The following is a 14,745-nucleotide window of genomic DNA, read 5'->3' as shown; positions in this document are numbered from 1 at the left end:
GCTAAACGCAGACTACTATAAGACAAACTAAAATTAAACAAATTCTATATATTGCTTAATGAAATATTGAATGAATCAAATTAAGTTGAAACAAAAGTTTACTAAGTTAAGTCATAAATTCCAGAGCTTAGCAAATCCTTAGTGTAATAAAGAAATATGAACCCCAAACTGATTTTAGGGTTAGATGGATGCGGGAAACTTCCCTATGTCAAGCTTTCTGGATCGGCACATTCACGCAGGCGTGAAGTTTTGAACGTTATTACTATATAAATTATGATGAATTTTAATTTGCAAGCGTCTAATGCTCTTCGCAAAACCCAAACTTTTAACAATTCCGATCGCTTTATTGAGGGATGGTATTGGGCTATTCCCTCTCGAAATCTCAAAGTGGGTGAAGTAAAGCCTGTAACCCTTTTGGGGAGGGAACTGGCGATATATCGGGGCGAGGACGGGAAAGCGATCGCTCTCGATGCGTACTGTCCCCACATGGGCGCACATCTTGCCGAAGGAAAAGTTGAAGGGAACGGGATTCGCTGTTTTTTCCACAACTGGAAGTATGACCAAGCGGGAAAGTGTATCCATATTCCGTGCTTGGAAAAGCCGCTTCCAGCGAAGGTGCAAAGTTGGCCTACGGCGGAAAAGTACGGAATGGTATGGGTTTGGACGGGGGAAACGCCACGACAGCCTTTACCGTGCCCTCCGGAACTCAAAGACGAAGAATGCGATGCAGCTATCGCGTCTCGCTTCGTGAAGAACTGTCACCCCAATGTGGTGATGATCAACGCTATCGACGCCCAACACTTCAATACCGTTCACAACCTGCCACTGAAAATTGTGTTTGAGAAGCAGGAAGACGAAAACGCGATCGCCTTCAGTAACACCACGCGGGGAGGGGACGAATCTCTGTTTGTAAAACTAATCCGCCCCTTATATAAAAATGAAGTTACTTATAGTATGTGCTACTGGTACGGCAGCACTGGCACTGTGACACTTGGGCCAGACTTCCTCCATTTCTACATCATGTTTGCCCTTCGCCTCACCGAAGCCGGAAAAACTGAAGGACAGACTTTATTAATTACTAAGAAGCGTCTGGGTGTACTCGGTTGGATCTTTAACCGAATCGTACTTTGGCTGACGAAGATGGTGGGGAATTACTTTGCCAAAGGAGACACCCAAGTTTTCCAAACGATTAAGTTTGACTTTCAGACTCCGACGAAAGAGGACAAGTCGATTATCCAGTTCATCCAGCACGTCGAGAAACAGAAAGCGATCGCGTGGGGAACTTGGGAGGCGGCTTTGCCGGAGGAGGAGCATCGGCAATATGATTTGAATAAGGCAGACCTAACCTCCCAACCCCCTTCCCTGCAAGGGAAGGAGGTGCAAGACTCCCCAATTCTCGCAGCCGAAGGTCAGGGAAGCCGAGAGGTAAAGGAGAATTCTTCCTCAGTCCTCAGTCCTCCCTCCTCAGCACTCAGTCCTCAGCACTCAGTCCTTCCTCCTCTCTCCCTAACCCCGGAGGCGAGATGAGTTCTGTATTGATTACAGGCTGTTCGTCCGGCTTTGGTCGGGCTATGGTTGATGAGTTTCTTCGGCGGGGTTGGCACGTCATTGGTACGATGCGGAACGCACCGCAGCGACGGGAAATCCTCGCAGAATCGTTAGAAAGATATAGCGATCGCTTGACGATTCTCAGTCTAGAAATCACCGAACCCAGCCAACGAGATGCCGTAGTTGAGGCAGTTCGCCAAACAGGTCGGCTGGATTGTTTGGTAAATAATGCAGGCTACAGGTTCTACGGCGCTTTGGAGGATTTGAGCGAGGAGCAAATCCGCCGTCAATTTGAGGTGAATTTCTTCGGTGGGGTGTTCCTGACTCGCGCTTTGCTTCCGTTGATTCGGGAAGCGCAGGGAACCCTAATTTTTATCTCCTCCACCTTCGGCTTTACCGGCTTTCCCTTGACCTCGGCTCATTGCGCCAGCAAGTATGCTCTGGAAGGCTTAGCAGAGAGTCTTTATTACGAGCTTGAGTCCCACGGGGTTCGTGTCGCCTTGGTAGAACCTGGAGCCAGCAAGACGACGAATAATGGCAAGAATATGAGTTGGGGGGAAGGAAACGCTGAAACTTATCGAATCCAGACGGAAAACTACCGGAGGCTGAATCAGCGAGTTATCTCAACGGCTCAGGATAATACGCATCTGGTCGCCAAACGGGTTGCTGATATTGCCGAAGGAAGCGATCGCCAACTCCGCTGTCGAGTCGGCTGGGATGCCAATTTTACCCATATTTATCAACAAATCTTGCCAGATAGGGTGCGCCTACCGTTATCAAAAATGATTTATCGACGGCTATTTATGGGGAGACAAAGCCGATGAATCAATACCAAAAAACAGCAGGCTTCGATTTGCCCCACATCTCCTTTGACGACAAGCTGCGTCGCGTACTCTCCTCAGCCTTGAAGAGTCGGCTGGGTGCCGATCCGATTTCCCCAGAATTTATGAGCAATTCCTACTGGGACGCCGCTCACTTTGGTCTTGAGAAAGTCCAGATTTTCCAAAATTCCAGCCAAAAAGAGCAATCAGAAATCCTGCGGCGATGTAGTGGCGGGCTTCTAGAAGAAGCCTATTTCATCGAAAAAGCCGGAGTCGGTTACATGGCAAAAATGGTGCTGCTGGCAGAAACCACCGAGGAGCGAATGCTCTACGCACTCTTCAGCTCCGACGAAGTGACTCACCTTGCCCAGATTAGTCGCTTTTTGCCGGAAAAAGACCTCGTGGGGACAGACGACCCCTTCTTACGCTTCCTGGCAGATTTGGTGGAAACCCAGGATAAAACAGTCCTGCTATTTGTGCTTCAGGTAGTGCTGGAGGGGTGGGGTTTGAGCCATTACAGAAGCCTCGCCAAAGACTGTGTAAATCCTCAAATGGCTGCAATATTCGAGGGATTTTTGCAAGACGAGAGCCGTCACCACGGCACCGGAGTCACTCTGTTCAACCAGATATCCGTCTCCCAAGCAAGTCAAGCAACCATCATCGAAACCCTAGCCCTATTTTTGCAGATGGTTCGGGTAGGGCCTCAAAGCGTCGTCACTGCCATTGAGCAAGTGAAGGGTCATTTGTCCCGCCAACAAAAGCTGAATATCTTCCAGGAACTCGACACAGAGACTCATAGCGGAATCCGTCTCAATCTCCTGCGTTCCCTGATGCGGGGAGAAGAGGCGGGAATTATCGTTCAAGAACTAGAGAATCGGGGGGCGTTCCAGCCTTTCCCCGCAGAAAAATGCGTATGAATAAAACACTAAACGAACCCAAAGACAACATGCTTCTAGAAGACCCAAAGGTTGACCAGCAACTTCAGATTAACGAAACCAAAGGGAACACCCTTCTAGAGAACTCAAAAGTCTATCGCAAGCTTCAGATCAACCACACGCGCAATAAACAGCAGGATCATACCCAACTGCTCGACGAAGCCGCAGCATCTTTCCGATATGAAGACTGCAAAGATGAGTATTGGAATCCGGAAGAATATTCCTTACTCTACGGAACTCCACTGTGGGAACAAGCGAGCGTAAGCCAAAGGATAATCTTAAACCAACTTTATTGGGTGGCTTACTATTCGCAGATCGTTTCCGCAGAAATTGCCACGATTTACTTTAATCAGACTAGCGCCGCCGGACTTTACGCCCAGGAGGACTTCCGCCTAGTTTGCGATACGCTCGACTTAGAATCTGCTCAGGAAAGGGCACATATCAGCGCCTTCCGAAAAATCTCTAGCGAGGTGGAAACACAGCTTTTTGGCAAGCGCGTCTTCAGCTATCCTATGCGCGGGCCGTTTGCAGAGACAATGATTTTTGCTGACACCAACGCTCTCAAGACGTGGTGGAAAAAACTCCAGTTGCAAAGCTTTGGAATGCTCTCAGCAGGCAATACTTTCCTCGCTTGCCAATACTTCACCGTTCGGGGTATCCGGACGTTAAACGGTAAGCTGGTGCAGCATAAGCTCAGCAACTACTACCAAAAACATCCCAACTCAGAAAACGCTCCCATTCCCTCGAAAATTTCCTTTTATCACTTCATGGATGAGAGCTTTCACTTTAACAGCTCTACGATTCTCTCCCATGACGTGGTGAAGTGTCTCAAGCCACCAACTGCTTTCGAGAAGTTAGTCGCTAATCTGGGGATACGCGGCTGTCAGCGAGATCACTATCATTTTTCCGCCGCGATTAACGGTATCTTTTGGTACGACCCCGCCCTCTATTCGGCAATTTACGAGGTGTTGCGCTCGCCTATTTTTGGAATGAGCGACCCAGAAGCCAAAGAAATGATGCGATTGTGCTTCACAGAGGAATCTGAAGGGCTGCACCTCAGCTACAAAACCCGTACAGAAGCGATGGATTCCTACAAAGTTTACCTCGAAAAAGTTGACTACGCTTGGGCAAGTAACCGGGAGATGTCCATCATGGCTGCTAATTCTATTCCCCAGTACCTTGCTACTCAAAAGAAGGCAATTGGTAATTGGTAATTGGGCTTAGGAAAAATTTTACCCATTACCGACTTGACAAATAACCGTGCATATTTCCTACTTTTTCATATGAACGAGTCTCAAAATCTAAACACGCAACCCCTTTTGAAAATGAAAATATTTAACAATTGGGATGTTGTTGCTAAAGGCTGGTATATTGCTTGCCCTAGCCGAGAACTTCATCCAGGCAAGGCAAAATCCTTGGAAATATGCGGACAAAAAATTGTTGTCTTTCGCGGACAAGATGGAAAAGTTCGTGCTTTAGATGCCTATTGTCCTCACCTGGGAACCGATTTAGGAATTGGGCGAGTTGATGGAAATTCGATTCGTTGTTTTTTCCATCATTGGGCATTTGATGGAGAAGGAAAGTGTCAAGATATCCCCTGTCAATCGTCAATCCCCGAAAAAGCTCGCCTGCAATCTTATGCTACTGATGAAAAATACGGTTTGATTTGGGTGTATCCAGATTCAAAAGCACCAGAAGGTGTAGCAGAATTTGATGAACTTAAAGGCAAGTCAATTGTAACAGTATACGACAAAGCATTTGAGCGGAATTGTCATCATCACATTTGTATGATGAATGGCATTGATGCTCAACATTTACAAACTGTTCACAAAGTAGATATCAATATGAATCTATCCTTGCATCAGAATCAATCTGGCAATGTGATAGATTTTACCCTTCAAGGGGAGTTTCCTAAAACGACTCGGAGAGAACGGCTGGGACGAAAAATTGTCGGCGATACTTATGAATATTCTATGAGATATGCCGATGGCTGCATCGGACTTTTGACGATGATGAAGAATGTTCGGCTTTTTCCTTCACTGCACATGATCTATGCCTATACTCCAGTTGCGCCTGGAAGAACCCGCATTCAACCGATTTATGTAGCAGAGAAAAGAAAAGGAATGTTTGGGTGGTTGGTGACGCAACTATTACTCTTATTCACACGTCTAGCATACTATGCCTTGAAAGGGGAAGATGGGCAAATTTATGACAATATTCGTTATAATCCCAACGCACTTCTGAGTATTGATACGCCATTGGTTAAGTATATGCATTATGTGAATCAACTTAAAGTTTCTCTATGGTCTAAAGATTTTAATATTACAAAATAAACGGTTTTAAATATAGTAACTTTGTTGGCTACAACAACATTTTGTTTACGAACCGCCAAGGACGCGAAGTACGCGAAGGAAGAAGAAGAGAAAGAAGAGGTTAGTTATTATTTTTATTGTTAGAAAATTAAGCTTTAATTCCAAATCTTGAATTAAATATGAATGAGAAATGCTGTATCATCCGCTTTCCAGGGACAGATTATTCTCCCCTAACCTTGGAGAAGCACTCTAATCTTTCGGAGCATCTGACGGTGCAAAATTCTCCGGTACTCTTTGGATGTCGTACCGGGATTTGTGGGACGTGCCTTGTAGTTATAAAAGGGAAGATTCCTGCTCCAAGTGAAGATGAAAAGGAGGTGTTGGAAACTCTAGCGCCAGGAAATAATCAAGTAAGGTTGGCTTGTCAGTTGGATCTCAGCAGTGACCTTGAAATCTTTGCTTTTGATAATAAAGAATGAAGCCAAAAAATCTTCTATTTCTTATTGTTAGTTTTTAATTTATTGTGGAGGATTAGTGAAATTTGAAGATTTCTGGTATGTTGTGGCACTCAGCGAACAACTAAAGCCGAATACTGTGCTAGAACGCACGGTTTTGGGGGAATGGCTGGCAGTTTTTCGAGGAGATGACGGAAAGCCGGTGGCGTTGCGCGATCGCTGTATGCACAGAAATAGCCGTCTCTCTAAAGGAAAAGTCTGTCAGGGAATGCTCCAATGTCCCTACCACGGCTGGGTTTACGACAAAACTGGGAAGGTAGTCGCTGTCCCCGCAGAGGGAGAAGATTTTAAGGTGACTCATGCTCGTCGCACTCAGCATTATGACACTAGAGAGCAGGATGGATACGTCTATGTGAGGCTGGCACAAAAGCCGAGTGAGGAGTTTGAGCCTTTTCAAATGCCTTACTACGGAAAGCCTGGATGGGAGACGGTACGGGTTATTAACCGTTTTCGGAACAACGTTACCAACTGTGCGGAAAATTTTATCGATATTCCTCACACCGCCTCGGTTCACCCTGGCGTATTCCGCACTTCTCGCAAGCAAAAGCTGGAAATGACGGTAGAGAGGCGAGATGGCTCAGTTTTCGCAGAATACCGCAACGAAACGACTAACCTCGGTTGGTACACGCGCTTTCTGAATCGCAAAGGTTACGAGATTCGGCACACGGATAGCTTCCATATGCCAAACGTTACCAGCGTGGAATATGATATGGCACCGAAAAGAAGGCTGTTTATTACCAGCCAGTCGATTCCGGAAGCGGAGGATTCAACTCTCGTTTATACAGACGTAACTTTTAACTACGGCATTTGGAACAAGATTGCGCGTCCGTTTGTTCGCTGGACTGCCCAATATATTATCCGTCAGGATGTGGAAGCGCTTGGTATTCAGCAAGAGGTAATCGAAAAGTACGGCACCCAGTTTGCCAATACGCCAGCTGACACAATCCACGTCCTAGTTGAATCGATTCGGAGCAAGATTGAAGCAGGAGAAGATCCTAGAACTCTCTTGGATAAGTCTGTTCAAGTAACCTTTTGGGTTTAATCGGTGGGAGTCTATCAATGCTTATCAATCACTGGGAATCCGGAACCCCACCCCAACCCTCCCCGTTAACGAGGAGGGAGAAATTGTACTTCCCCTCCTTAGCGAGGGAAATGAGGCGGGTTTTGTAACCCTACCCCAACCCTCCCCGTTAACGGGGAGAAAGAAATCCTAATTTCCCTTTGTTCACGAGGGAAATGACCCAGGAATAGACAAACCTCTCCCCACACTCTGGCACCCTCTCCGTTAACGGAGAGAGGTTGGGGATGAGCTTCCAAATGATGACGATTCAATATCAGGCAACATTCCCTAAATTGAGTGATTAGCGATGGGAGTATTCTTTACTTTTGCGGTCTTAATGACGCTGACTGTGGCGAATCAGCGCAGTTTTACCGCCTTGCGAATGAGAACCTATGAGGACTGGATTTTAGATGCTGTTGGTCTGTTTTTTCAGGGTGTTCTCATCCCAATTCTTCAGCTCACAGTAGTTTACCATCTGTACCACTATCTTCTACCCAGCGATCGCGCCTTGCTTGCTCTGCCTCCAGTCGCAGCATTCTTGCTGAGCTTCGTGTTTGTGGATTACATCTACTACTGGAACCATCGCTTGCTTCATAGTCGGTGGCTCTGGTCTCTCCACGCGGTTCATCATACCAGCACCGAAATGAATGTCTTGTCTACTTCTAGAAATACTCTGTGGACGAGCTTTTTGATCGTCTACTTATGGGTTCACGCTCTATTTATTTATCTGCTGCAAGATCCCACTTGGTACATCGCCGGTGTCAGTCTTAGCTCAGCTTTAGACTTGTGGCGTCACAGCACCATAACTCCAACACCAAACTCTTCGCTGTATCGCTGGCTATCGCCTTTGCTGATAGTACCCCAAGATCATGCTTGGCACCACGCCAGCAGCTCAGTTTGTGGGAACTACGGAGCCAACTTTAAGCTTTGGGATCGGATGCACGGAACGTATTATAAAAGCGATCGCGTGCCGGATTCTTTGGGGGTCAAAATCAACCTCACCTTAACTCAGAAGCTACTGTGGCCTTGGAAGAATTAGCAATTAAAAATTAAAAGATTGAGTTCTTCATTTCATTTTTAATGCAAGCATTTTTAATTTCACTATGACTTTCCTCGGCACAATCCTCTCCTGTTTTCCCGCCTTAGTTATCCTGATTGCGATCGCGTCTTTTCTGGGGATCTGCTTCTTTCCAGGAATCTTCAGCATCTCGGCTCTTTTCCTTTCTCTGTACGGGTTTCCCCTGTTGGTGTATCGCCTCCACGAGCGTTTTTACCCAGTCAAGGAAGGGATCAGCTATCTAGGCAGCAAAGAGTATTCACCCTGGTGGGGAAGTCACCAAATCCAAGTTATCTACATTGCGTTTCCAGCGCTGGAAACTCTGCTACGCCTGATTCCCGGTGCTTTTTCTCTATGGCTGAGACTGTGGGGAGCCAAGATTGGTAAAAGCGTTTACTGGACGCCACAGTTAGAAATTGCCGATCGCGGACTGATTGAGGTAGGCGATCGCGCAGTTTTCGGTCACGGAGTTGGCATCTACTCCCACATCATCAAACCTAGAAAACAGGACTTGATGCTGTATGTCAAGAAGGTGAAAATCGGCAGCAACGTCTTCCTAGGAGCCTGGAATCACATTGGCCCTGGAGTTGTAGTTGAGGAAGGAACCTACGTTCCGGTTGCGACCCACATTTATCCCAACAAGAAATTCAAGTGATATCCTTCCCTGACATCTTGCACCTGGCGGTTGAAACCGCAGCTACACAAACGAAACCTGCCTACGCAGGTTACAGAAGCCTTTATTTTCCGTTAGTCCGCGCTTTTCTGACGGGGAATGCGATCGCTCCAGAATTCTATTCTGAGGACTTGGCGCAAGATGTGAGCTTCCGGCTCCCCTCTTAACTTCCGGCTCTTCTCTCCGTTGACGGAGAGGGGCTGGGGATGAGGTTCCAAATTAATCCCCCAAACAAATTTGATATGATGCGCCCTATTGTCAAGCTTTTCGGACAACTTCTCTCCCCCTACGCCAAGGGCTTTTTGCAAGCACTAGAAAATCCCGAAAGAACGCAGCAATCTGTTCAGGAGGAAATTGTAGACAATCTTGCCAAGAGTGAATATGGCAAATTTTTAGGTATCCGATCGGTTGCAGATTGGCATCGCATTCCGATTGTTAACTACGACGATCTCAAAGAGTGGATCGAGCGGCAAAAAACAACCCAGCAGCCAATCTTGACACCAGAATCGATTCTCTTTTACGAAAAGACTTCCGGAAGTAGTGGCTCGGCAAAATCCATTCCTTACACCAAATCTCTTCGAGCTACCTTTAACCAGATGTTCTGTGTTTGGGCACATGATCTGATTCAGCATGGCCCAGGATTTTCTACGGGTAAGATATACTTCTGCATCTCTCCCCGGCTTGATACGGCAAGCCCAAATAGCATTCCCGTCGCATTGGAGGATGATTCGGAATATCTGGACGAATGGTTAATGTTATTTCTTCGTCCTTTTCTGGTTTCTCCTCCCGGATTGAATCGCCTTCGCAACGCAGAGGAATTCAAGGAGAAACTTGCCCACGCACTCCTACTCGAAGAAAATCTGGAAGTTATCTCGATTTGGAGTCCAAGTTTCCTTCGCGTACAACTCGACTACATCCAGACGCATCGAGTACGACTGTGGAAAGAACTCAAAAACAAAATGTCAGCAAAGCGCTCTAAACTCCTCTTGGAGCCAGAGATTCCGTGGAAGCTGCTTTGGCAAGAATTGAAGCTTATTTCCTGCTGGAATAGCGCGAATGCTGCGGATGGTGCAGGGTTTTTGCGATCGCTGTTTCCGGGTGTCATGGTGCAGGGAAAAGGACTCCTCGCCACCGAAGCACCGATGACAATTCCCCTAATTGAGGCAAAGGGATGCGTCCCGATGCTCGATCAGGTGTTCTTTGAGTTTGAGGATGGAGAGGGGAAAATCCACCGACTTCACGAGATTGTGGCGGGGATTGACTACGAGATAATTATTTCTCAGAAAGGGGGATTGTACCGCTACCGAATTGGCGATCGCGTGCGCGTCAGCCACTTTTATCAAGGAACGCCGTGTCTGGAATTTTTGGGGAGAAATCAAGCAACAAGCGATCTCGTGGGTGAGAAGCTGCATTCTGAATTCGTGCGTTCTGTCATTGAGGATTTGGCGCTAGAAAAAACGTATTTTAAGAGTTTGGTGCCTTCTAGAAAGCCAGTAGATCGTTATATTCTTTTGCTCGATACCGCCGAAGAGTCACCCGATGCGATCGCGCAACGATTAGATGATGCTTTGATGCGATCGCACCACTATCGACAAGCTCGACTTTTAGGACAGCTGGCTCCAGCGCGGGTGCTGGTCTCAAGACAAATCCCGGAAATCCTCACCCTGTATGGGATGCGAGCTGGCAAGAAATGGGGAGACTTGAAACATCCCCTGTTAGAGATCGCACCCATTGAGGAAGAATTGCTCGTCGAGCTAGAAAAAGTCTCTCAGAACAGTTGTTTGCGCTGACATCTTCTCTAGAGATTTTGAGTCAGGAGTTGCATACATAGAAAGGAAAAACCGAGTGGTTACACTCGCGCTACGCGATCGCGCCCCTCTTTTTTGGCTGCATAAAGTGCCGCATCAGCCGCATTAATTAGATGTTGCGGCAACAGTTCTAAATTGGGTACACTACTCGCCACGCCTAAACTGACGGTTACATAGCCGCACACTTTAGACTGACTGTGGGGAAGCGCCAAGTTACTAACTGCCTGTCGAATCGCCTCTGCTACGAAAACCGCTCCTTCAATATCAGTGTTGGGAAGAATTACGGCAAATTCTTCTCCACCATATCGCGCCACTAAATCCGCGGGACGCCGGACAACACTTTTAATCGCACCAGCTACCTGTCGCAAACAATCATCCCCTGCCAGATGACCGTAAGCATCGTTGTAGCGTTTGAAAAAATCCACATCTAACAAAATCAAAGACAGCGGTGCTTGTTCCCGTCTTAGTCGCTTCCAGTCAGTATTCAGACACTCATCAAATCGGCGACGATTCGCAATTTGAGTTAAGCCGTCTAGGTTAGCGAGTTGCCGGAGTTCCCGATTGGCAGACTGCACATATTGGTAGAGTTGGGATTGATGAATTGCGATCGCTACCTGATTTGCCAACTGAGACAACAAATCCACTTCAAATGGCTGCCAGTCACGAGGAGCAGCACACTGGTGAGCAATCAGTAACCCCCACAGATGCTCTTCTTTCAAAACCGGCATTGCTACAACAGCTTTGACCTGATAGCGTTGGAAAAACTCAATCCCATCACCTGTAAAATTAAACTTTTCAATGTTGTCCAAAACGATTGGGAATCCCTGAGAAAAGGTGCTAAAACATTCTTGAATCCAGGATGGATTCACAGTCTGTCCTAACATTTGAGGGTAGTTTTTACCAACTGATTCTGCTACAAAGGTGCCGTTATTGTTAGCGGCGAACTGGTAGATAGCCACCCGATCCGAAAGCAAACACTGTCGAATGCTGTTGACTGTCGCATCCAGAATCTCGTCTAAATTCAGCGATTGGCGAATTTGTTGAGTAACTTCAGCAATTAGCCGTTCTCGTGCTGCTTGTTGTCGCAACACTTCCTCCGCTTTCTTGCGCTGAATCATTGAGCCTAATTGGGTCGCGACTGCATTGACGAGTTGGAGCGATCGCTCATCCGGCGTGATTTCCTGCTCATGAAAAAATATCAAAACTGCCAGCACTTGATGGTCGAAGGCGATTGGAATTCCTAAGACTCCTTTAAGTCCCGCTTGCATGGCAATTTGACTCCGCAGAAAAAGGGTCGAGTTGTCCTGCGTTATGTCTGCGATCCATTCCACTTGTTGGGACAGCCACACTCGTCCTGGCAATCCCTCCCCAAGAGAAAAACGAAACGCCTCACTCTGGCGTCGAAATTCATCAAAACGGATATCCTGGTACCAACATCGACAATATTCAAGTACAGTCCCCTTCGAGGAAGGCATCCATACTTCCCCAATATCCCAACCGAGATTTTGACAAAGATTGATTAAAATGACTTCTAATGCTTCTTCTACATCAGCAGCAGAACTAATTGCTTGAGTTGTAGTCAGTAAAAGTTGTAATTGTGTATTCTGAGTTTGCATCTGTAACTGAAACCGACGCAGCCGTAATTGATGTTCAATTCGTACTAAAACCTCAATTGGCTCAATCGGTTTGGTGACGTAATCTACTGCCCCTAATGTAAAAGCATTCACCTTATCAAAGGTTGCATCTAAAGCACTGATGAAAATAACTGGGATACTACAGGTTTGCTCTGAGGCTTTCAACTGTCGGCAAACTTCATACCCATCCATATCCGGCATTTTGATATCGAGCAAAATCAAATCGGCAGGGCTTGCCTGAACTGATTGCAGCGCTAGCTTACCACTCAGAGCAACACGCACTTTATATCCATGATTTGACAAAATTTTAGTTAGCAAACTAACATTTGCTGGAGTATCGTCTACTACCAGTATTTTCTCTTTTGATTTTAAATCTTGACCCTGATCCATAAAGTGTTTTTATCGTTATTTTTGACCAATCAGCAGATAAGTCATCATCTCCCCCTTCCCTTTTATTGAAATAGTCCCTCGTTCTTGGAAAAGGAACTGTTCTTTTAAGCGTTCGTAAACGGCAGCCGTTACCTGAGTTTGACCAGGAATCCCACTTGACTCCATCCGGGAAGCCACATTCACGGTATCTCCCCATAAGTCATAGCTGAATTTTGTTAAACCAATTACTCCAGCAACTACAGGTCCAATATTAATTCCTATACGAAGACTGAACTTTTCATTAATTTGGGTATTGAATCTAGCAATAAAATTTTGCATATCTAGCGCTATTTTGGCAATTGATGAAGCATGATCCGCTTTCGGTATTGGTAGTCCTCCTACTACCATATATGCATCTCCAATTGTTTTTATTTTTTCTAATCCATGTCGATTAGACAATAAGTCAAATTCAATAAAAATTTGATTGAGAATTTCTACGAGTTCAGTTGGAGTCTTTGTGGATGCAAAGTTAGTAAACCCTACTAAATCAGCAAACAAAACACTAACATCAGAAAAACTATCGGCAATAACTTGTTGCTTTTGTTGTAACCGCTCGGCAATTGGTTTAGGTAATATATTTAATAAAAGTTTTTCTGTTTGCTTTTGAGCCAATTTTCGCTCTGTGATATCAGAAACAGTTCCCTCATAATAGAGAAGTTTTTCTTTTGAATCGCAGACTGAACGCGCGTTTTCAGAAATCCAAATGATTGTCCCATCTCGGCGATAAACTTGAGACTCAAATCCCCTGACAGCATGATTAGAATTCATTTCTTCTATAAATTCACGCCGTCGATTCGAGTTAACATAAAGTTGTTCTTCAACATTTTGACTACTGTTTATTAATTCTTCTGGAGATTCATACCCATAAATTTTCGCCAGTGCTAAGTTAGCGCTCAAATAACGCCCGCAAGGTGTTGTTTGATAAATTCCTTCTACTGCATTTTCAACAATACTGTGATAGCGTTCTTGAGTAATTCTGAGAATTTCTTCAGTTTGCTTGTGATAGATTAAAGGACTTAATTGTGTAGCTACTGCGGTTACTAAATTAATGGTATGTAAATTAATCGGAACCGAACCTTTTTTATAGAAAACCAGAATAGCTAATACTCGTTCGTTTAGTATAATAGGAACTCCAAAAGCAGATGCTAAACTAGCATTTCCTATTTCCTCGCCTAAAATCGGCAAATCTCCGGAATTTAGAATCTTTTCTACCCATTCTGGTTTTTTAGAAACAAATATTTTACCTGGCAGCCCTTGATTAGAAGCCAAGGTAGCTGTTCTATTTTGTTTTTTAAAATCCCAGAAACTAGCGTGGCTAGAATACCAATTTTGACTGCATTCTAAAATATTATTATCTTCGGTGGGCAACCAAGCTTCACCATAATCCCATTGAATTGTTATCCCAACTAAGCGCAGTACAGCTTGTAACACGGAAGGAACATTATTTTTGCGACTAATCGCTTGAGTTGTTGCGAGTAAAAGACGAAGTTCAACTTCTGCTTTTCGCCGTGAATCTAGGTGTTCTTGCAATAACTTATTTTGCTCTATTAGTTGCATTTTTAGCTCTCGAATGCGTAGCTGATTCTCGATTCTGGCTAATACTTCTAAATGTTTAAAAGGTTTGGTTATATAGTCAATACCACCAACTGTAAAGGCGTTCACTTTGTTATTCGTATCATCTAAAGCACTAATGAAAATAACTGGAATGTCGCGAGTTTTCTCAGAAGCTTTTAGACGTTGACAAACTTCATATCCATTCATTTCTGGCATATTGATATCAAGCAAAATCAAATCAGGAGGATTTGATTTGCAAGCGTTGAGTGCGAGTTGACCGCTAGGTGCAACTCGCACTTTGTAAGATTTTTCAGATAATATGTGGAAGAGAAGTTTTAAATTTACAGGATTATCATCAACTACTAGGATATTAGGTCTAGCGATAGATATTTCCATTGG

Annotated in this window: 13 protein-coding genes; 11 read left to right on the top strand and 2 right to left on the bottom strand. The window is 45.2% G+C overall.

Annotation, left to right across the window (positions count from 1 at the left end):
• Positions 1–273 precede the first annotated feature (273 nt).
• The 11 genes from NDI34_RS03700 (at position 274) to NDI34_RS03650 (ending at position 10,711) form a co-directional block, all read left to right on the top strand.
• Entirely contained in the window at positions 274–1,527 is a 1,254-nt protein-coding gene (locus tag NDI34_RS03700) for an aromatic ring-hydroxylating dioxygenase subunit alpha (protein ID WP_348231888.1), read from the top strand.
• Complete coding sequence (locus tag NDI34_RS03695) at positions 1,524–2,372, top strand: SDR family oxidoreductase (protein ID WP_348231887.1); 849 nt, start codon at positions 1,524–1,526, stop codon at positions 2,370–2,372. Before NDI34_RS03700 ends, NDI34_RS03695 begins: the two co-directional genes overlap by 4 nt.
• Positions 2,369–3,286, top strand: a complete 918-nt coding sequence (locus NDI34_RS03690) for a ferritin-like domain-containing protein (RefSeq protein WP_348231886.1) — start codon at positions 2,369–2,371, stop codon at positions 3,284–3,286. Before NDI34_RS03695 ends, NDI34_RS03690 begins: the two co-directional genes overlap by 4 nt.
• Before the next feature lie 29 nt (positions 3,287–3,315).
• Positions 3,316–4,518, top strand: coding sequence for a P-aminobenzoate N-oxygenase AurF (locus NDI34_RS03685; RefSeq protein WP_348231915.1), 1,203 nt, complete (start codon positions 3,316–3,318; stop codon positions 4,516–4,518).
• A 111-nt stretch (positions 4,519–4,629) separates the two neighbouring features.
• Positions 4,630–5,637 (top strand): aromatic ring-hydroxylating dioxygenase subunit alpha, encoded by a 1,008-nt coding sequence (locus tag NDI34_RS03680; RefSeq protein ID WP_348231885.1) that lies wholly within the window; start codon positions 4,630–4,632, stop codon positions 5,635–5,637.
• Positions 5,638–5,795: 158 nt separating this feature from the next.
• Positions 5,796–6,095 (top strand): 2Fe-2S iron-sulfur cluster-binding protein, encoded by a 300-nt coding sequence (locus NDI34_RS03675; protein ID WP_190667743.1) that lies wholly within the window; start codon positions 5,796–5,798, stop codon positions 6,093–6,095.
• A gap of 55 nt (positions 6,096–6,150) precedes the next feature.
• Complete coding sequence (locus NDI34_RS03670; RefSeq protein WP_348231883.1) at positions 6,151–7,173, top strand: aromatic ring-hydroxylating dioxygenase subunit alpha; 1,023 nt, start codon at positions 6,151–6,153, stop codon at positions 7,171–7,173.
• 325 nt (positions 7,174–7,498) lie between these two features.
• Positions 7,499–8,230, top strand: coding sequence for a sterol desaturase family protein (locus NDI34_RS03665; protein ID WP_348231882.1), 732 nt, complete (start codon positions 7,499–7,501; stop codon positions 8,228–8,230).
• Positions 8,231–8,294: 64 nt separating this feature from the next.
• Positions 8,295–8,903 (top strand): acyl transferase, encoded by a 609-nt coding sequence (locus NDI34_RS03660; RefSeq protein ID WP_348231881.1) that lies wholly within the window; start codon positions 8,295–8,297, stop codon positions 8,901–8,903.
• Positions 8,900–9,088, top strand: coding sequence for a hypothetical protein (locus NDI34_RS03655; protein ID WP_190673877.1), 189 nt, complete (start codon positions 8,900–8,902; stop codon positions 9,086–9,088). Before NDI34_RS03660 ends, NDI34_RS03655 begins: the two co-directional genes overlap by 4 nt.
• Positions 9,089–9,166: 78 nt before the next feature.
• Entirely contained in the window at positions 9,167–10,711 is a 1,545-nt protein-coding gene (locus NDI34_RS03650; RefSeq protein WP_348231914.1) for a GH3 auxin-responsive promoter family protein, read from the top strand.
• 59 nt (positions 10,712–10,770) lie between these two features.
• On the opposite strand, the gene NDI34_RS03645 is transcribed toward NDI34_RS03650, so the two are convergent.
• Both NDI34_RS03645 and NDI34_RS03640 read right to left on the bottom strand, forming a co-directional pair.
• The gene (locus tag NDI34_RS03645; protein ID WP_348231880.1) at positions 10,771–12,753 is read right to left on the bottom strand and encodes a diguanylate cyclase; all 1,983 of its coding nucleotides are present in this window, start codon (positions 12,751–12,753) and stop codon (positions 10,771–10,773) included.
• Between the two features lie 15 nt (positions 12,754–12,768).
• The gene (locus NDI34_RS03640) at positions 12,769–14,742 is read right to left on the bottom strand and encodes an adenylate/guanylate cyclase domain-containing protein (RefSeq protein ID WP_348231879.1); all 1,974 of its coding nucleotides are present in this window, start codon (positions 14,740–14,742) and stop codon (positions 12,769–12,771) included.
• Positions 14,743–14,745 lie beyond the last annotated feature (3 nt).

Source organism: Trichocoleus sp. DQ-U1, assembly GCF_039961925.1.
Classification (GTDB): Bacteria; Cyanobacteriota; Cyanobacteriia; order Cyanobacteriales; family FACHB-T130; genus FACHB-T130.
This window is presented reverse-complemented; position numbering and strand designations above follow the sequence as displayed.

Coding starts and splice junctions, on each gene's coding strand:
- NDI34_RS03685 (WP_348231915.1), top strand. CDS start 3,316: ATGCTTCTAGAAGACCCAAAGGTTGACCAGCAACTTCAGATTAACGAA.
- NDI34_RS03665 (WP_348231882.1), top strand. CDS start 7,499: ATGGGAGTATTCTTTACTTTTGCGGTCTTAATGACGCTGACTGTGGCG.
- NDI34_RS03650 (WP_348231914.1), top strand. CDS start 9,167: ATGCGCCCTATTGTCAAGCTTTTCGGACAACTTCTCTCCCCCTACGCC.
- NDI34_RS03695 (WP_348231887.1), top strand. CDS start 1,524: ATGAGTTCTGTATTGATTACAGGCTGTTCGTCCGGCTTTGGTCGGGCT.
- NDI34_RS03690 (WP_348231886.1), top strand. CDS start 2,369: ATGAATCAATACCAAAAAACAGCAGGCTTCGATTTGCCCCACATCTCC.
- NDI34_RS03675 (WP_190667743.1), top strand. CDS start 5,796: ATGAATGAGAAATGCTGTATCATCCGCTTTCCAGGGACAGATTATTCT.
- NDI34_RS03645 (WP_348231880.1), bottom strand. CDS start 12,753: ATGGATCAGGGTCAAGATTTAAAATCAAAAGAGAAAATACTGGTAGTA.
- NDI34_RS03660 (WP_348231881.1), top strand. CDS start 8,295: ATGACTTTCCTCGGCACAATCCTCTCCTGTTTTCCCGCCTTAGTTATC.
- NDI34_RS03680 (WP_348231885.1), top strand. CDS start 4,630: ATGAAAATATTTAACAATTGGGATGTTGTTGCTAAAGGCTGGTATATT.
- NDI34_RS03640 (WP_348231879.1), bottom strand. CDS start 14,742: ATGGAAATATCTATCGCTAGACCTAATATCCTAGTAGTTGATGATAAT.
- NDI34_RS03700 (WP_348231888.1), top strand. CDS start 274: ATGATGAATTTTAATTTGCAAGCGTCTAATGCTCTTCGCAAAACCCAA.